Raw genomic sequence first — 16,845 nt, 5'->3', positions numbered from 1 at the left:
ACGCTGGACTCTCATAGCCCCTTGATCACACCCGCGTCGATCAGGAGGCGGTTGAAGCGGCGGGCCTCGGCGCCGTCCTTGCAGGCATAGAACAGGCCGTTGCAGCGGAGCATGATGTGCTTCTGCTCCTCGAACGAGGGATCGAGCGGAATGCCGGCGGCTTCCTGGATCACCAGCGGCAGATAGGCCGCATCGATCGTGTCCATCACGGCCGCTGATTTCACCGGTTCGAAATTGATGGCGTCGATCGCGTAATAGGTCGCGAAATAGCGCGGGTCATACGTCTCGAGCTTCTTGCCGATGCCGGCCGCATCGAGGCTCGGGTCGAGAAGATGCGGCGCGAATTCCGGCTGGTGATCGCCGTAGCGAACGATCAGGAACGGCTGCGCCGGAAACTTCTTCTTCAGTCCCGCGACAAAGGCGGCGTAGTCAGTCGCGCTCATCGCCTGCCGGCGCAGATATTCATCGATGACGGGCGCGTTGCCGAGCGGGCGCCAGGACGGCGTCAGGTCGGGGCGCAACGGCGTCTTCCACGGGAAATGGTTGGCGGCGAGATAGACGAAGGTGAACTGCGGCGCGCCGGGCGGCTGCTCGGCCATCAGCCGCAGCGCCTTGTCGTAGAAAAAGCGGTCGGGCTCGACATCCTTGGCGCGGAGATCGCGCGCATCGTAGAAGCGCTGGATGCCGGTCGTGGCCTGGAAGCTGCGCGCGCTCATGAACGCGCCGAACGCCGGATAGAGCGAAAGCGTGTTGTAGCCGCAGCGGCGGAGCGCAAGCGGCAGCCCGCGCTCGACGCGGCCGGAGGCGATGCGGGTGACGAAATAGGCGAAACGGCCGAAGGAGCGCGAGGAGAGCCCGGCGAGCACGTTGTATTCGGTGAACCAGCTCGGCCCGCCATTGCTCTCGGCCAGGAATTTTCGCTCGACGCCGTCATAGGACCTGAACTGCGCGCCGTAGCCCGGCGGCACCTTGACGCCTTCGGCCGCGCGGATATCGAAGCTCGATTCATCGTGGATCAGGATGATGTTCGGCCGGCGGCCGGCCGGATGGCAGGAGTCCACCAGCGGAATCTTGAGGTGCTCGCTCGCGACCGCGTCCGACTCCATGAAGCCATAGTTGATGAAATCGGAAGCCGCCGTGACGGCGGAGCGGGCGAATTTCGAGAGATAGCCGTCGTCGTAGTAGCCGCGCCAATCCTCGTCCGGCCAGGTGACGGCATATCCTGCCAGTGCGGCAAGGCACGCCAATTTGCAGGCCAGCGCCGGCAGGCGGCGGACGCGGAACGGATCGAGCCACCACAGCGCATACATCAAGGGCAGCGTGACGGCGCCTGCGCCGATCAGCGACCAGCGCAGGTTCGGGAAGATTGTCAGCAGGAAGGACGCGGTGTCGTGGTCGACCACCATCAGGTCGACGAAGTTCGCAGTCATCTGCACGACTTCGTGCTTGAACCGCGAGAGCAGCACCAGCGCCACCACCAGCGTCAGCGACAGCGCCCCCGATAGCGCTGGCCGCCGCAGCAACGCGATGAAGAAGAAGTTCAGGATGCCCCAGGACAACAGGAAGCAGAGTCGCGAGCCGAAATCGGTCTCGGTCTGCACCATGATCCCGAGCGCCGCCATCTGTGGCGCAGCGACGGCGAGCAGCCGCCAGACGCCGATCGCGGCCAGGCCGCCCGCGATCGCAGCAATCGAAGAGCCTTGATTTGGCGCGGGCGCCATGGGTGACGACGCAACATTCCCCGGCGCGGTAGTTCGCCTTGGCTGGAGGTGACCAGGAGGCGGACGACGCAGCCGGAACCCGCGTCGCGTCACAAAACCGTAATGTAACTGTCATGAACGCGCAAATGAATTTGCGGCGGCGGGCGTGACGCCGCGCCGCTCAGCGCTTCGCGATCCCGTCGATGAAGAGATCGATGATCGCCTCCGCGGTACGTTCGGCATCGTCATCCGCGACGCCCCAGCGCGGGAAATGACCATCGATGTTCATGCGGGCAAAGCCATAGACCAGCGCGCGGCCAGCGATCTGGACCTGTTTCAGGTCGGACGCGCGGAGCTGGCCTTGGACAAAGGCTTCCGCCAGCGTCCGTTCAGTCAGCGCAATCAGCTCGGCATTGTCGCGCGAAACCCCGCCCGACCGGTCATGATCAAAAAAGCGGCGGCTGGAGATGATCTCGAAATGGGCTGGGTTCTTCATCGCCCAGCGCACATAGGCCAATCCGAGCGCGCGAAACCGCGCCAAGGGGTCGCCGGCCGAAGCAGTATCCAGCGCCGCCTGGATCTCGGCTCGGAAGCGCCGCTGCGCCTCTTCCGCCACCGCGTTCATCAGCGCGTCGCGGCTCGGGAAATGACGGAACGGAGCGCCCGGCGAGACCCCGGCGCGGCGCGCCGCCTCGCGAACGCTGACGGCGTCCGGCCCGCCCTCGTCCACCAATTGCAGCGCGGCGTCGACCAGGGCGTGCCGGAGGTCGCCGTGGTGATAGGGCTTCGCGACGGCCGCGGACGGATTGCGGCGGCGCGTCTTTGCGGCTGAGGATTTCGTGGCGCGACGCATGTCTTTCCCTAACATCACCGGCTCGTGAATGTAAGCGGTAATTACACGGATTGACCACATCTCGGGAGACAATGTAACCAGTGATTACATTAAACAACAGCAGGGAGGCGAAACATGCCGATGGGGCCACGCTGGTTCGAAGGGTGGCGGCTGTTCGCCATCCTCACATCGATCCTGGTCGCGCTCAGCCTCTGGATCGCTGGCATGCGCCAGTTCGAGGTCGACGGCGTCAGGATGATGATCCGCTTCACGGCGCGGACTTCGCTGTTGTTGTTCTGCCTTGCCTTCTCGGCGTCCGCGCTGGCGCAGCTCTGGCCGAACGCCTGGACGCGCTGGCAGCGCCGCAATCGCCGTGCACTCGGCGTCAGCTTCGCGGCGTCGCACGCCATCCATGCTGCGGCGATCGGCTGCTTCGCGCTGATGGACCCAGCCGGCGATGCGGCTGCGACCTCGGCCGCGTCCTACATCTTCGGCGGCATCGCTTACGCCTTCATCATCGCGATGACGGCAACCTCATTCGACCGCACCGCGGCTGCACTCGGCGCACGCGCCTGGCGGACGCTGCACCTGGTCGGCGGCTATTATCTTCTGGTGCAGTTCACGGTCTCATTCGGCAAGCGGATTCCGGAGATGCCGCTTTATGCGCTGTTCCTGATCCCGCTCATAGCGGTGTTCGGCTTGCGAATGATCGCGATGGCATCAAGGCGGACGCCGCGCGCCATCGAGGCCCGATAGCCTAAACCACGCTCATAAAGCGTGACGCAACGAAGCTAATGTCCGCTTGCCACTAAACGCGACGCAGTTGCTGCGCAACAGCGAAATGACGCGATGGGCCGGAAGGCGACATGGCCCTGAAGGCTGGCCTTCTTACCTGCGCCACCAGAAGGGCGGTGACACCGTTTGTCGAAGGCAGTCATATATGGTGATGCGCACTCTGGGCTATCTGATATTCTCAGCGCAGGCCCGTCCCCGGCTGCGACGACCAGCATTGGACGGCGTCTGGCACGGGAGGTGATCTTGGTGCGCAACTGGGCAAAGAGTCGAACGCGAGGTCGCAAGCTTCATTCGACCGGCGCGAAGGCGCGCGCTGGTCGAGCTAGCAAAAGCCGCGCCGATCTCGAACGACAGCTTAAAACATGCAAACAGGAGATCGCTAACGCGCGGGAGCGCCTAGTCGAGGCTACGAAGCAGCAAACTGCCACCTCCGAGATGCTGCGCATCATCTCGGATTCGCCGCTTCAGTCGGTGCTGGACGCGGTGGCCGAACATGCCGCACGCCTGTGCGACTCGAATAATGCCGAGATCTATCGCCTGGATAACAACGTTCTCCGCTTGGTGGCTTCGTACGGAGAACTTCCGGTGCATATTCAAGCCCGTGGGGGATTTCCTGCAAATCGCGACAGGGTGATAGGACGAGCTGTATGTGATCGGCGGTCGGTTCATGTCCACGATCTCGTCGCCGAGGATAGCGAGTACCCGTTGGGCAGCAGTGACGCAAAACGCCAGGGCCATCGCACCACGCTCGGAACACCGTTGCTGCGCGAGCGCACCCCCATTGGAGTAATTCTGTTCCGGCGATGGGAGGTCCGACCATTCTCCGACAACCAGATCGCGCTTCTCGAGACGTTCGCCGACCAGGCGGCGATCGCGATCGAAAACGTACGCCTGCTCGAAGCCGAGAAGCAACGCGCGCTGGCGCTTGCGCACGCCAACCGCGATCTCGCACAACGCGAAGCGAAGGTACGGCGTCTGGTCGACGCCAACATCATTGGCATCTTCATTTTTGATCTTGAGGGTCGCATTGTGGAGGCCAACGACGCATTCCTACAGATGGTGGGATACGACCAGGAGGATTTCGTCGCGGGTAGCGTTCGCTGGGCGGACCTCACCCCACCGGAATGGCGCGACCGCGATGAGCGGGCGGTGACCGAGCTAAAGAAGACCGGAACGGTCCAACCGTACGAGAGGGAGTATTTCCGCAAGGACGGCAGCCGAGTGCCGATACTGATTGGCTCGGCCGCGTTCGACGAACAACGAGGCCATGGCGTCGCTTTCGTACTCGATCTGACCGAGCGCAAGCAGGCCGAAGCAGAAGCGCGACAAAGTGAACAGAAATACCGCGAGATGCAGACAGAGTTGGCGCACGCCAATCGCGTCGCCACCATGGGCCAACTCGCAGCTTCTATCGCCCATGAAGTGAAGCAACCGGTCGCCGCGATGGTGACCAACGCGCAGGCCGGACTGAGCTGGCTGAGCGCTCAACCGCCAAATCTGGAAAAAGCCTGGCAGACGTTCGGTTATATCGTTAGCGATGGTATGCGGGCGCGCGATGTCGTCGACCGGATCCGGGACATGATCAAGAAAGCGCAACCGAGGAAGCAACTCCTGAACATCAATGATGCAGTGCGCGAGGTCATTGAGCTCGTTCGCGGCGAGACGATGAAGAATGGCATTTCGGTGCACACATTTCTAGCAGAAGGCACACCACCGTTGGAAGGCGACCGGGTGCAACTCCAACAAGTGATGCTGAATCTCGTGATGAATGCAGTCGAAGCTATGAATGCTACCAGCGAGGACGCGAGAGAGTTGCTCATCAGCACCCGACAAACGGAACGTGACGTCGTTCTCGTCGAGGTGCGAGATACGGGACCAGGGCTGGCACCAGCGACTCTCAATCAGCTTTTCGACGCCTTCTACACGACGAAGCCCGGCGGTCTTGGACTGGGACTGTCGATTTGTCGCTCGATCATCGAAGCGCATGGGGGCCGATTATCAGCGAAGGCCAATGTGCCTCGCGGCGCGATTTTTGAGTTCAGCCTTCCCGCCGCGCCAGACGTTGCCAAGCAACCAGCTGTCGTGAGTGCAACCTAATCCCGGTGCGGCGATTGCTATCCGCCAAAGCATCGCTCTCCAAACTAGCTCGGAGAGCCGACTCGTCGGTTAGGCAGCTTTGGGGGCATTTTCGACCGATTGAGCGGGGGTAGTCTGCTGGCTGATGTCCCCTCCGGGATTCACTCGCCCCCAACGAGATGGAATCTGCGGCCGAGTTGGTGATGCACGGTGATGACGGCGCGGTCGACGTCGCTGATCAGGCTGTCGCCGAGGACGACGTTCGGAATTTCCCAATTGCGGCCTGCACTCGCATGCGGCCGATTGGAGACGGCGACAACCTGCGCTGTCTCGCAGCCGGGCTGGCTGCGCAGCGCATCATTGGCGATTGCGGTCAGTTCCGCAGGGGTCTTGCCGATGGTGGACATGCAAGCTCTCGTGACGGGCTAATGCGGCAAGGGCATGTCGCCAGCATGCTCACGTTGATGGCATGAGGCCGAGGCGCTTGGCGATGATCCGGTCGAGCGTACGCTTCGGCAGGATTGACGCCACGATATGCTGCATCCGATCCGGCGCGATCTGGTAACGCACCTTTGGGTTCGGCGCCGTCAGCGCATTGAAGATGGTCTCAGCGATCTTCGCCGGCGGCAGGCCGGCATTGTTGACGAGGCCCGCAAGCGTCTCGCCATTCAGCGCGTCGCGAACCTGGCGCGCGGAAGCAAATACCGCAGCCTCATCGGTGACGTCGAAGATCAACGGCGTGAAATTGGCCCCGAACTCGGCTATGAGCCGGTCGGCATCGGCCTGCTTGCGCACGCTGCCGAACACGCGGAAGCCGCGGTCGAGCAGAAACCTGGCCGTCGCCCAGCCGATGCCGGTAGACACGCCGGTGATCACGACCGATCTCATGACCTGGTCTCCCCTGATGTTCCCGGGGACATCTACAGCGTTTTCGAGCGAAGTGGATACCGGCTTCGCGTGAAGAAAACGTGCATGCTTGATCCAGCCGAGCGGCTGGCACGATCCGGCGATCTTGAGTTGAATTGGTTACGTCTTGCTAACCTTCTCCGCGAGCACAGCCGACGATCGGGTTCCAGCTTAACGCAGGCGTAAGACCGCGCTTGCCATCTTCCGGACCAACCAGAGAACCTGCAACAAGAACAATTCCAATGATGGCGCAACAGCCGGCCCACTCGATCATCGCCGAACTCGAGGAAGCCGTGAGAGACGGCTCGTCGGCGAAGCGGATCAAGACCCTTCGGCGGGTGACCGATCTCTTCCTGCACGACGGCGAACGCTTGAGCGACGAACAGGTCAAGGTGTTCGACGACGTCCTGTGCCTCCTGATCACGCGCGTCGAGAGCCGGGCCAAAGCCGAGCTCAGCAAGCGCCTCGCGCCGATCGACTACGCGCCGTTCGAGGTCATCCAGCACCTGGCAAAGGACGACAAGATCGAGGTCGCCGGCGAAGTGCTGGCGCATTCGATCCGCGTCTCGACGGAGACCCTGGTCGAGGTTGCCAGCACCAAGGGGCAGGACCACCTGCTTGCGATCTCCGGCCGCGCGAGCCTCCCCGAGGAGGTCACCGACGTGATCGTCGATCGCGGCGAGGTGCGCGTGATCCGCCGGCTCGCCAACAATGCCGGCGCGCGCTTCTCGGAGGCCGGCTATTCCGGCATCGTCGCGCGCGCGGAAAGCGACGACGAGCTGGTCGAAATCCTGGGACTGCGCATCGATCTTCCGACCAAGTTCCTGCGCGAGCTCTTGCACCGCGCCAAGGATGCCGTGCGCGCCCGCCTGCTCTCGATCGCACCGCCGGCGCTGCAGGAGGAGATCCGCGAGGTGCTCGACGAGATCGCGCGCGAGGAGCCTGCGGTGCGACGCGGCTTCGGCATTGCCGAACAGCTCGTCAAGCTGATGAAGGAGCTGAACGAGCTGGACGACGCGGCGGTGTTCAAGTTCGCCGAAGCGGGCAAGTTCGACGAGGTGATCGTCGCGATCGCCCTGCTCAACGACGTCGAGCCCGAGATGATCGCGCGGCTGATGGAGGGGCACCGCTCCGACCTGATCCTGATCCCCTGCCGCGCAGCCAGGCTGAACTGGCCGACGGTGGAGACGATCCTGAGCAACCGGCCGGCCGCGCAACCGATCTCGGCGCAAACCATGGAGCAGGCCCAGCGCGATTTCCGCCGTCTGTCGATCGAGACCGCCCAGCGCACCGTGCGCTTCTGGCAGCTCCACAACCGGATCGAGAAGCCGGCGGAAGGGCGTGCGGCGCCGTAAACCGCAACAGTGCCGTCATTGCGACCGCAGCGAAGCAATCCATCTCACCGCTTGTGGAGGCATGGATTGCTTCGCTGCGCTCGCAATGACGTGGAGAGGGCACAGAGCACTCGCAGAAGCCGTAGGGTGGGCAAAGCACAGCGTGCCCACCATCACGAGCGGAGTGCTGAAGGTGGGCATACTTGCGTTCTGCCCACCTTACTTCTTGATCGCGGCTTAGTTCTTCGTCTTGTCGACCAGCGCGCCCTTCTTGATCCAGGGCATCATGTCGCGCAGCTTGGCGCCGACTTCCTCGATCGGGTGCTGCGCGAGCTTGGCGCGGGTGGCCTTGAACGAGGTCTGGTTGACCTTGTTCTCCAGCATCCAGTCGCGGGCGAACTTGCCGCCCTGGATGTCGGCGAGAACGCGCTTCATCTCGGCCTTGGTCTCGGCCGTCACGATGCGCGGACCGGTGACGTATTCGCCGTATTCGGCAGTGTTTGAGATCGAGTAGTTCATGTTGGCGATGCCGCCTTCATAGATCAGGTCGACGATCAGCTTCACTTCGTGCAGGCACTCGAAATAGGCCATCTCCGGCGCATAGCCGGCTTCGACCAGCGTCTCGTAGCCGCCCTTGATCAGCTCGACCAGGCCGCCGCAGAGCACCACCTGCTCGCCGAACAAATCGGTCTCGCATTCCTCTTTGAATGTGGTCTCGATGATGCCGGCGCGGCCGCCGCCGATCGCGGAGGCGTAGCTCAGGCCGAGATCATGCGCGTTGCCGGAGACGTCCTTGGCGATCGCGATCAGGCAGGGCACGCCGCCGCCACGCTGATATTCGGAGCGCACGGTGTGGCCGGGGCCCTTGGGGGCAATCATCAGGACGTCGAGATCGGCACGCGGGTCGAGCAGGTTGAAGTGCACGTTGAGGCCGTGCGCGAACACCAGCGCGGCGCCCTTCTTCATGTTGTCGTGCAGGTGCTCGCGATAGATGTCGCCCTGCAATTCGTCGGGGGTGAGCATCATCACGAGGTCGGCCCATTTGGCGGCATCCGCAACGCTCAGCACCTTGAAGCCGGCAGCCTCAGCCTTCTTGGCCGAGGCCGAGCCCGGACGCAGCGCGATCGACACTTCCTTGACGCCGGAATCCTTCAGGTTGAGCGCATGGGCGTGGCCCTGGCTGCCATAGCCGACGATGGCGACCTTCTTGCCCTTGATCAGGTTCAGGTCGGCATCGCGATCGTAATAAACTCGCATCGTAGTTTCCTCTTGAGGGGGCCGAACATCGGCCGATGGATTTGGGCTTGCAGGTGGATCAAGACCGCCGGCGCCCGCGAATTTCCGGCGTGGTCTAGAGCATTTTCCGGCTCAGGGGAAACCCTGTTCTCGCATGGCGCGGTGCGGCATCATGCGTCCATGAAGACCGGGTAGAGCGAGGCGAGCAACAGGATCGCCATCACGATATTGAAAGCGCGGACCGCCTGGCGCGAGGTCAGGATCGGCCGCAGCGCGGTGCCGAACAGCGCCCAGGCGATGCAGGACAAGGTGCCGAGGATCAGGCTCAAGCCGACCTGGATCGCGATATTCCAGGGGAATGCGGCAATCGCCGCATAGGCGGTGATGGTACCGATCACCATCACCCAGCCTTTGGCGTTGACCCATTGGAACATGGCCGCGCCCCAGAAGGTCATCGGGCGGCCGCTTCTGTCGCCGGATTCCGGCGAGGATGGCTCGGCCATCGCGATCGCGGCCGCGAGATAGATCAGGTAGGCAACGCCGATATATTTGAGGATGGTTTGCAGCACGGGATAGGCGATGAAGACGGTGCCGAGGCCAAGCCCGACGGCGCCGACCATGAACGCAAATCCGACCGTGATGCCCGCCATATGCGGCACCGTGCGGCGGAAGCCGTAAGTCAATCCCGAGGACAGCAGCATGATGTTGTTCGGCCCCGGCGTGAAGAACATCACCACGGCGAACATCACGAAGGCGATCAGAACCGACTGCGACATGACACCACTCATGCGATCTTCGTCTGGGGTTGCGGACTTCTCGAGAACAGCATGATGGCGATGCCGCCGATGACGGCGGCCATGCCCGCTAGCCGCAGCGGCCCGAACCGTTCGCCGAACACGATGCTGGAGGCGGCGGAGCCGACGAACGGCACCAGGAGCGCGAACGGCACCACCTGCGCCGCCGGATGGTCGCGCAAGAGCCGACCCCACAGCCAATAGGCGATGCTGGTCGAGACGCCGCCGATGAACAGCATGCAGACGATGCCGGTCATCGACATCTGCGACAGCGCTTGCCAGGTCGGCTTCACCCCGAGGGTGACCAGCGACAGCGCGAACAGGGGAACGGCGGCGCAGAGGCACAGCCATGCGAACAGATCGAACATGCGCGCACCCTGCGCGGGCCGCAGCAGGAGATTGCCGACTGCGAAACAGATCGGGGAGATCATCAGGATCGCGAACGCGCCGGCACTGAAATCATGGCCGACGGTGCCGGAGATCATCAAGAGGCCGATCGCGGCAATGCCGATGCCGACCATCTGCATCCGGCTCGGCCATTCGCCGAAAATGATGGCGGCGAAGGCGATCGTGAACAGCGCCTGGCTCTGCACGATCACGCTGGTGAGCCCGACCGGCATGCCATGCGCAATGGCGATCGACTGCGCCAGGAACTGGCCGAGGAACAGGTTCAGGCTGATGGCGATCAGAAGCGGCCAGGACACTTTCGGCTTGTGCAAGAACAGGCACGGCACCGCCGCGATCCCAAAACGCAGCGCCGTCATCAATTCCGGCGGCAATTCGTCAAGCGCGATCCGGCTGGCGACGAAGGCAAGCCCCCAGATCACCGCGACCAAGACGGCGATGCAGACGTCGGCCGGTTTCATTGGCTCGTCTTTTCCAGCTCTTTGGTTCTAGCTCTTCTGTTCCGGCTTCGGCTTGCGCAGGAGATAGGTGCCGTGCAGCGGCGCGTGGTAGTCGGCGGAGACCAGGGTGAAGCCGACCTCGGTCAGCATGCGTTCCATCACCCAACCGAAGGTCGAATATTCGTCACGCATGTGCGTCACCACGCCCTCGCGCTCGAAATCGTGGTTCTTGATGGAAAAATCGGCCCAGCCCTCGACGTCGCGCTCCACGCCGTCGGGCATGCTGACGAACACGATGTCGCGCAGATAGAACTCGCAGCCCGGCTTCAGCGCGTTGAAGATCCGCGACAGCGCCACCGCTTTCCAGAAATCCGGCAAATGATGCAGCGTGAATTCGCTGACGATCAGGTCATAGGAATTCGGCTGATAGGCGAAGCTGAGAAGTCCCGCCGGCTGGGTGCGGATGCGCGCCCTGCGGTCGCGTGCATAGATATTGGCGAGCGTCAGCATCGCCGGCGAGATGTCGATCGCATCGACGTCGGCGCCCATCAGCGCCGCTTCGCAGGCGAGCACACCGTTGCCGCAACCGATATCGGCGACGCGCCAGCCCGGCTTGACGCCGAGCATGTTGAGCGTCTGGCGGGCGCGGACGTCGCTGTCGTCATCGCGGCCATAGATCGAGGCGACCGCGGTATCGATGCCGACCCGGCGTCTTTGCGTGTAGTACCAGTCGCGCGCCAACATGGTTCACATCCCTTCCGGCCCGCGTCCGATCGCGGCGACGCCCGTGCGTGACACCTCGACCAGGCCGAGCGGGCGCATCAGGTCGATGAACTGATTGATCTTGGCGGTATTGCCTGTGATCTCGAACACAAAACTCTCGGTGGTGGCATCAATGACCCGTGCCCGGAACGCATCCGCGAGCCGCAGCGCCTCGACGCGGTGGTCGCCGGTTCCGCGCACCTTCACCATTGCGAGCTCCCGCTCGATCGAGCGTCCCGACAGCGTCATGTCGACGACGCGGTAGACCGGGATCATGCGGTCGAGCTGATGCTTGATCTGCTCGATCACCATCGGCGTGCCCGTGGTCACGATGGTGATGCGCGAGAGATGTTTCTGGCTCTCGGTCTCGGAGACGGTGAGGCTTTCGATGTTGTAGCCGCGGCCGGAGAACAGCCCGATCACGCGCGCGAGTACGCCCGGCTCGTTCTGCACGAGCACCGAAAGCGTGTGCGACTCGTTCGGATCGTGGCGCTCTTCGAGGAAGTAGGCGGATGCGGGCTGGTTCATGGTCGTCCCCTCAAGGATTGCTCTGTCACGCCAACGCCCGCTCGGCGATGGCGGCGTCCGTCCCGACCCACTGGCGGAACAGGTCGAAATCGATATTGCCGCCGCTCAGGACCAGGCCGACGCGCTTGCCTTGAATCCTGTCCCGCTCCTGCAGCGCGGCCGCGAGCGGCGCGGCGCCGGCGCCTTCGGCGAGGTTGTGCGTATCGGTCCAGTAGCAGCGGATGGCAGCGCCGACCTCGTCGTCGCTAACCTGCACGATGCGGGAGGCGCCCTTGCGGATCATCGCGAGCGCATCGGCCTCGGGAATGCGCGTCGCCATGCCGTCGGCGCGGGTGTTGGCGGTCTCGGTGGTGACGAGGGCGCCGGCGGCGAACGACAGCGCATAGGACGGCGCCTCCGTCGACTGCACGCCGACGATCTCGGTCTTCAGGCCGAGGAGATCGCGGACACGGATGCAGCCGCAGATGCCGGAGCCCTGCCCGATCGGCACATAGAGCAGGTCGAGGTCCGGTGCGGCCTTGAACAGCTCCAACGCATAGGTCGCAACGCCCAGCACCAGGTCGGAATGGAACGCCGGCACCATGTGCAGGCCCGCGCTCTCGGCGCGCCGCACCGCCTCCTCCCGCGCCGCCTGAAAATCCTCGCCGTGTTCGACCAGCTCGGCGCCGAAGGCGCGCATGGCGCGGTTCTTCTCGACCGAATTGCCATGCGGCACGTAGATCGTCGCAGGGACATTATTACGACGCGCGGCGAAGGCGAGACTCTGGCCGTGATTGCCGCGCGTCGCCGAGATGATCCCTCGCGTATCGGGCTGCTCGCGCTTCAGCCGATCGAGATAGACGAGCCCGCCGCGCACCTTGAAGGCGCCGGTCGGCGTGTGGTTCTCATGCTTGACCAGGACATTCGTACCCAGCCGCTCAGCTAGCAGCGGCCAGGCATACACCGGCGTCGGCGGCACCACCGTGCCGACAATCGCCTGCGCGCGCTCGAGCTGTCCGAGGTCGAACATCAGTCCATCTCACACCAGCGCCTTGCCGCCGGCGAAGGCGGTCGCGGTTGCCTCGTCGGTCGCCTCCTCCGGCAACAACATCTCGTTGTGCGCCTTGCCGGAGGGGATCATCGGGAAGCAGTTCTCGAGCGCGGCGACGCGGCAGTCGAACAGCACCGGACGCTTGATCGCGATCATCTCCTTGATCGCGCCGTCGAGATCGGCCGGCTTGATCACCTGCAGGCCGACGCCGCCATAGGCCTCCGCGAGCTTGACGAAGTCAGGCAGCGCCTCGGTATAGGAATGCGACAGGCGGTTGCCGTGCAGAAGCTGCTGCCACTGCCGCACCATGCCCATGTACTGGTTGTTCAGGATGAAGATCTTGATCGGCAGCTCGTACTGGACCGCCGTCGACATCTCCTGGATCGTCATCTGCACCGAGGCGTCGCCTGCGATATCGATGACGAGACTGTCGGGATGCGCCACCTGCACGCCGACCGCGGCCGGCAGGCCATAGCCCATGGTGCCGAGACCGCCGGAGGTCATCCAGCGGTGCGGCTCCTCGAAGCCGTAGAATTGCGCCGCCCACATCTGGTGCTGGCCGACTTCGGTCGTGATGTAGGTGTCCTTCCCGCGCGTCAGCTCGAACAGGCGCTGGATCGCATATTGCGGCAGGATGATGTCGTTGTTCTTGCGGTAGGACAGCGAGTTGCGCGCGCGCCATTGCGCGATCTGCTGCCACCACGCCTTGATGTCCGGCCGCTTCGCTTCCGCCTTGAACACCTGCAAGAGGTCGCCGAGCACGTTGCCGCAATCGCCTATGATCGGCACGTCGACACGGATGTTCTTGTTGATCGAGGACGGGTCGATGTCGATGTGGATCTTCTTCGAGCCCGGCGAGAACGCATCGATGCGGCCGGTGATGCGGTCGTCGAAGCGCGCGCCGACGCACAGCATGACGTCGCAATCATGCATGGTCATGTTGGCTTCGTAGGTGCCGTGCATGCCGAGCATGCCGAGCCAGTTCTTGCCCGATGCCGGATAGGCGCCGAGGCCCATCAAGGTTGACGTGATCGGGAAGCCGGTGAACTCGACGAGATCGCGCAGCAGCTTGGAGGCCTCGGGGCCGGAATTGATGACGCCGCCACCGGAATAGATCACCGGCCGCTTGGCGGAGGCGAGCAGTGCCACCGCTTTGCGGATCTGGGTCGCATCGCCCTTGACGCGCGGCGCGTAGGAGATGTGAACGTCGGACTTGCGCGGCGGATGATAGGTGCCGACCGCGAACTGCACGTCTTTCGGCACGTCAACCACGACCGGCCCCGGGCGGCCGGAGGTCGCCACGTAGAACGCCTCATGCAGGACCTTTGCGAGGTCGTTGACGTTGCGCACCAGCCAATTGTGCTTGGTGCAGGGGCGCGTGATGCCGACCGTGTCGCATTCCTGGAACGCGTCGTTGCCGATCAGATGGGTCGGCACCTGGCCGGTGATGCAGACCAGTGGAATCGAATCCATCAGCGCGTCGGTGAGCGCCGTCACCATGTTGGTGGCGCCGGGGCCGGAGGTCACCAGCACGACGCCGGGCTTGCCGGTCGAGCGCGCATAGCCCTCGGCCGCGTGGCCGGCGCCCTGCTCGTGCCGCACCAGGATGTGCTCGACCTCGCTCTGCTGGAAGATCTCGTCGTAGATCGGCAGCACCGCGCCGCCGGGATAGCCGAAAAGGTGCTGCACGCCATGATCGATCAGCGCGCGGACGATCATCGCGGCTCCCGTCATCTGGTTCGGATCGTGGCTCTTGTCTTTCATGGCTGGCTCCGGATGCGCGGTTTCTTGCGCGGCGTTAGGTCTTTGATTTGGGAAATAAAAAAGGGCCCGAGAGGCCCCATGCACACCGCCTGTCTGTCAGATGGCCGCTAGCCATCCCCGGCGGTGTGCCTGGGTACGACGACGATGAGTTTGGTAATAATGTTACGCATGGACCGGCTCAGGCTTCCCAAAGGTTGCGCGACCATACCGACCGATGCCCGAATGTCAAGGCAGGGACGCGTTCAGCGCGACTTTTCGTAATGTAGCGGGGTTCCTGGCGTTCGGCGAGTGTGAAATTGTTGTTCCCAGCCATGCGAGATTGGCCCCACAACGCGGGTGCGCGCAGCGCGAACCCGGAATCTGGAGGTTCCGGGTTCGCTCCTTTCACTCGCGCCCCGGAACGACGCTGTCCACCCATCCCCTCGCCGCTTCCGGCGCCACCCATTCGAATTCCGGCAATTGGTGGCGGAACCAGGTGAATTGGCGCTTGGCGTAATGGCGGGTGTCGGCGCGGCCGATCTCGGATGCCTCCTCGCGGCTGATCTCGCCCTTGAGGTGCCGGATCACGGCCGGCACGCCGTGGGCCTTCATCGCCGGCAGCAAGGGATCGAGATCGCGCGCCGCGAGCTTTGCGACCTCGTCCAGCGCGCCAGCGTTCAGCATCGCCTCGAACCGGGCATCGATCCGGGCATAGAGCTTGTCGCGCTCGGGCGCGAGGAACAGCGCGGAGAACTCGCCCGGCGGCAATAGCGGGGGCAGGCCGTCGCGATGCCAATCGGTCAGCGAGCGGCCGGTCGCCTCTACGACTTCGAGCGCGCGGGCGATGCGGGTGCGGTCCCGCGGCTTCAGGCGCTCGGCATAGGCGGGATCGCGCCGGGAAAGTTCCGCATGCAGCGCCTCGACGCCGTCACGCTCAAGCCGCTCGCGCACAACCTCGCGCACCTCGGCAGCGATCGGCGGCACCGCCGACAGCCCGCGGGTGAGCGCCTTGAAATACAGGCCCGATCCGCCGATGAAGATCGGCAGCCGGTTCTCGGCGCGCACCTCGGAAAGCACCTTCGCGGCATCCGCGACCCAGGCGCCGGCGGAGAAATTCGTAGCTGCGTCGACATGGCCGTAGAGCCGGTGCGCGACCAGCGCCTCCTCCTCGACCGTCGGCCGCGCCGTGATGATGCGGAGGTCGCGATAGACCTGCATTGAGTCGGTGTTGATCACGACGCCGCCGGCTTTTTGCGCGAGATCGAGCGCCAGCGCCGACTTGCCGCTGGCGGTCGGCCCTGCGATAAGCACCGCTCTTGTCCCAGCTTTCGAAGCCGCCGCCATGTCGCTTGTCGCCACCCTCATCTGCAATCCCGCCAATCCGGCGCTCGACTCCACCATTGTCGACGGCGCGCTGGCCGTCCTGCCGTCGCCCGGCGCGGCAGAGTGGCTGTTCGACGAAGTCGCCATCGACATCCCCTTTGACGGCAGCGAGGATATCAAGGCGATCGAAGCCCGCCTGCAAGAGGCGCGCGGCGACCTGCCGATCGATATTGTGGTGCAGCCTCGCGCCTTCAGGCGCAAGAAACTTTTTCTCGCCGACATGGATTCCACCATGATCGGCCAGGAATGCGTCGACGAGCTCGCCGATTTCGCCGGGATGAAGGAGCACGTCTCAAAAATCACCGAACGCGCGATGCGCGGCGAGATCGCCTTCGAGCCGGCGCTGCGCGAGCGCGTCGCGCTATTGAAGGACCTGCCGGTCAGCGTGGTCGACGAGGTCCTGGAGAAGCGCATCACGCCGACGCCGGGCGGCCGCGAACTGGTGATGACCATGCGCGCCAATGGCGCTTGGACCTGCCTGATCTCGGGCGGCTTCACGCTGTTCACGAGCGCCATCGCCGCCAAGATCGGCTTCCAGGAGAACCGCGCCAACGAGCTGATCGCGCAAGGCGGCAACCTCGTGGGCGAAGTGAAGGAGCCGATCGTCGGCCGCGCCGCCAAGCTCGCCACGCTGATCGAGCTGCGCGAGGCCTTCGACCTCGATGCCATCGACACGCTGGTCGTCGGCGACGGCGCCAACGACCTCGGCATGATCGAGGCCGCCGGCCTCGGCGTCGCCTACCACGCCAAGCCCGCGGTCGCAGCCGCCGCGGCGGCGCGGATCGACTACGGCGACCTCACCGCGCTGCTCTACGCACAGGGCTATCGGCGGGACGAATTCGTGGAGAGGTAGGCTCCTCGACCGTCATGCCCGGGCTTGA

16 protein-coding genes are annotated in these 16,845 nt (G+C 64.1%); 4 read left to right on the top strand and 12 right to left on the bottom strand.

The window, feature by feature from the left end; translation table 11 throughout:
• Positions 1 to 11: 11 nt before the first annotated feature.
• Both AC5ZG5_RS15105 and AC5ZG5_RS15100 read right to left on the bottom strand, forming a co-directional pair.
• Positions 12 to 1,721, bottom strand: coding sequence for a sulfatase-like hydrolase/transferase (locus tag AC5ZG5_RS15105; RefSeq protein WP_456642487.1), 1,710 nt, complete (start codon positions 1,719 to 1,721; stop codon positions 12 to 14).
• A 160-nt stretch (positions 1,722 to 1,881) separates the two neighbouring features.
• Entirely contained in the window at positions 1,882 to 2,568 is a 687-nt protein-coding gene (locus AC5ZG5_RS15100) for a TetR/AcrR family transcriptional regulator (protein ID WP_456642486.1), read from the bottom strand.
• A gap of 99 nt (positions 2,569 to 2,667) precedes the next feature.
• On the opposite strand from AC5ZG5_RS15100, the gene AC5ZG5_RS15095 reads away from it, so the two are divergent.
• Entirely contained in the window at positions 2,668 to 3,288 is a 621-nt protein-coding gene (locus tag AC5ZG5_RS15095; RefSeq protein WP_456642485.1) for a hypothetical protein, read from the top strand.
• Positions 3,289 to 3,573: 285 nt separating this feature from the next.
• A complete protein-coding gene (locus AC5ZG5_RS15090) occupies positions 3,574 to 5,424 on the top strand; it encodes an ATP-binding protein (protein WP_456642515.1) in 1,851 nt (616 codons plus the stop codon).
• 140 nt (positions 5,425 to 5,564) lie between these two features.
• Here AC5ZG5_RS15090 and AC5ZG5_RS15085 read toward each other — a convergent pair whose 3' ends face one another.
• Both AC5ZG5_RS15085 and AC5ZG5_RS15080 read right to left on the bottom strand, forming a co-directional pair.
• Entirely contained in the window at positions 5,565 to 5,810 is a 246-nt protein-coding gene (locus tag AC5ZG5_RS15085; RefSeq protein ID WP_028161811.1) for a hypothetical protein, read from the bottom strand.
• Between the two features lie 49 nt (positions 5,811 to 5,859).
• A complete protein-coding gene (locus tag AC5ZG5_RS15080) occupies positions 5,860 to 6,291 on the bottom strand; it encodes an SDR family oxidoreductase (protein ID WP_456642484.1) in 432 nt (143 codons plus the stop codon).
• A 260-nt stretch (positions 6,292 to 6,551) separates the two neighbouring features.
• On the opposite strand from AC5ZG5_RS15080, the gene AC5ZG5_RS15075 reads away from it, so the two are divergent.
• Positions 6,552 to 7,664 (top strand): DUF2336 domain-containing protein, encoded by a 1,113-nt coding sequence (locus tag AC5ZG5_RS15075; protein ID WP_245474853.1) that lies wholly within the window; start codon positions 6,552 to 6,554, stop codon positions 7,662 to 7,664.
• 216 nt (positions 7,665 to 7,880) lie between these two features.
• Here AC5ZG5_RS15075 and ilvC read toward each other — a convergent pair whose 3' ends face one another.
• The 8 genes from ilvC to miaA all read right to left on the bottom strand — a co-directional run bounded on the left by ilvC (position 7,881) and on the right by miaA (position 15,925).
• The gene (ilvC, locus tag AC5ZG5_RS15070) at positions 7,881 to 8,900 is read right to left on the bottom strand and encodes a ketol-acid reductoisomerase (RefSeq protein WP_028161808.1); all 1,020 of its coding nucleotides are present in this window, start codon (positions 8,898 to 8,900) and stop codon (positions 7,881 to 7,883) included.
• Positions 8,901 to 9,049: 149 nt separating this feature from the next.
• Entirely contained in the window at positions 9,050 to 9,655 is a 606-nt protein-coding gene (locus AC5ZG5_RS15065) for a LysE family translocator (RefSeq protein ID WP_130581584.1), read from the bottom strand.
• A gap of 8 nt (positions 9,656 to 9,663) precedes the next feature.
• A complete protein-coding gene (locus tag AC5ZG5_RS15060) occupies positions 9,664 to 10,539 on the bottom strand; it encodes an EamA family transporter (RefSeq protein WP_456642483.1) in 876 nt (291 codons plus the stop codon).
• A gap of 27 nt (positions 10,540 to 10,566) precedes the next feature.
• Positions 10,567 to 11,262, bottom strand: coding sequence for a class I SAM-dependent methyltransferase (locus AC5ZG5_RS15055; RefSeq protein WP_028161805.1), 696 nt, complete (start codon positions 11,260 to 11,262; stop codon positions 10,567 to 10,569).
• Positions 11,263 to 11,265: 3 nt separating this feature from the next.
• Positions 11,266 to 11,808 carry an acetolactate synthase small subunit gene (gene ilvN / locus AC5ZG5_RS15050; protein ID WP_028161804.1) on the bottom strand — a complete coding sequence of 181 codons (543 nt, stop codon included), beginning with the start codon at positions 11,806 to 11,808 and terminating at the stop codon, positions 11,266 to 11,268.
• A 25-nt stretch (positions 11,809 to 11,833) separates the two neighbouring features.
• On the bottom strand, positions 11,834 to 12,817 hold the full coding sequence (locus tag AC5ZG5_RS15045) for a threonine dehydratase (protein WP_456642482.1): 984 nt from the start codon (positions 12,815 to 12,817) through the stop codon (positions 11,834 to 11,836).
• 9 nt (positions 12,818 to 12,826) lie between these two features.
• On the bottom strand, positions 12,827 to 14,602 hold the full coding sequence (locus AC5ZG5_RS15040; RefSeq protein ID WP_130227628.1) for an acetolactate synthase 3 large subunit: 1,776 nt from the start codon (positions 14,600 to 14,602) through the stop codon (positions 12,827 to 12,829).
• Positions 14,603 to 14,986: 384 nt separating this feature from the next.
• Positions 14,987 to 15,925, bottom strand: a complete 939-nt coding sequence (miaA, locus tag AC5ZG5_RS15035; protein ID WP_456642514.1) for a tRNA (adenosine(37)-N6)-dimethylallyltransferase MiaA — start codon at positions 15,923 to 15,925, stop codon at positions 14,987 to 14,989.
• On the opposite strand from miaA, the gene serB reads away from it, so the two are divergent.
• Positions 15,924 to 16,817, top strand: a complete 894-nt coding sequence (gene serB, locus AC5ZG5_RS15030; protein ID WP_456642481.1) for a phosphoserine phosphatase SerB — start codon at positions 15,924 to 15,926, stop codon at positions 16,815 to 16,817. The genes miaA and serB overlap by 2 nt on opposite strands.
• Positions 16,818 to 16,845: the final 28 nt, after the last annotated feature.

This window comes from Bradyrhizobium sp. Ses1 (genome assembly GCF_059512365.1).
The sequence above is the reverse complement of the archived record's forward strand: the minus strand, read 5'-3'. Positions and strand labels throughout refer to the sequence as shown.

Excerpts from the sequence above, each read along its gene's own strand:
- AC5ZG5_RS15105 (WP_456642487.1), bottom strand. The coding sequence starts at position 1,721 with ATGGCGCCCGCGCCAAATCAAGGCTCTTCGATTGCTGCGATCGCGGGC.
- AC5ZG5_RS15100 (WP_456642486.1), bottom strand. The coding sequence starts at position 2,568 with ATGTTAGGGAAAGACATGCGTCGCGCCACGAAATCCTCAGCCGCAAAG.
- AC5ZG5_RS15095 (WP_456642485.1), top strand. The coding sequence starts at position 2,668 with ATGCCGATGGGGCCACGCTGGTTCGAAGGGTGGCGGCTGTTCGCCATC.
- AC5ZG5_RS15085 (WP_028161811.1), bottom strand. The coding sequence starts at position 5,810 with ATGTCCACCATCGGCAAGACCCCTGCGGAACTGACCGCAATCGCCAAT.
- AC5ZG5_RS15080 (WP_456642484.1), bottom strand. The coding sequence starts at position 6,291 with ATGAGATCGGTCGTGATCACCGGCGTGTCTACCGGCATCGGCTGGGCG.
- AC5ZG5_RS15075 (WP_245474853.1), top strand. The coding sequence starts at position 6,552 with ATGATGGCGCAACAGCCGGCCCACTCGATCATCGCCGAACTCGAGGAA.
- ilvC (WP_028161808.1), bottom strand. The coding sequence starts at position 8,900 with ATGCGAGTTTATTACGATCGCGATGCCGACCTGAACCTGATCAAGGGC.
- AC5ZG5_RS15065 (WP_130581584.1), bottom strand. The coding sequence starts at position 9,655 with ATGTCGCAGTCGGTTCTGATCGCCTTCGTGATGTTCGCCGTGGTGATG.
- AC5ZG5_RS15060 (WP_456642483.1), bottom strand. The coding sequence starts at position 10,539 with ATGAAACCGGCCGACGTCTGCATCGCCGTCTTGGTCGCGGTGATCTGG.
- AC5ZG5_RS15055 (WP_028161805.1), bottom strand. The coding sequence starts at position 11,262 with ATGTTGGCGCGCGACTGGTACTACACGCAAAGACGCCGGGTCGGCATC.
- ilvN (WP_028161804.1), bottom strand. The coding sequence starts at position 11,808 with ATGAACCAGCCCGCATCCGCCTACTTCCTCGAAGAGCGCCACGATCCG.
- AC5ZG5_RS15045 (WP_456642482.1), bottom strand. The coding sequence starts at position 12,817 with ATGTTCGACCTCGGACAGCTCGAGCGCGCGCAGGCGATTGTCGGCACG.
- AC5ZG5_RS15040 (WP_130227628.1), bottom strand. The coding sequence starts at position 14,602 with ATGAAAGACAAGAGCCACGATCCGAACCAGATGACGGGAGCCGCGATG.
- serB (WP_456642481.1), top strand. The coding sequence starts at position 15,924 with ATGTCGCTTGTCGCCACCCTCATCTGCAATCCCGCCAATCCGGCGCTC.
- miaA (WP_456642514.1), bottom strand. The coding sequence starts at position 15,925 with ATGGCGGCGGCTTCGAAAGCTGGGACAAGAGCGGTGCTTATCGCAGGG.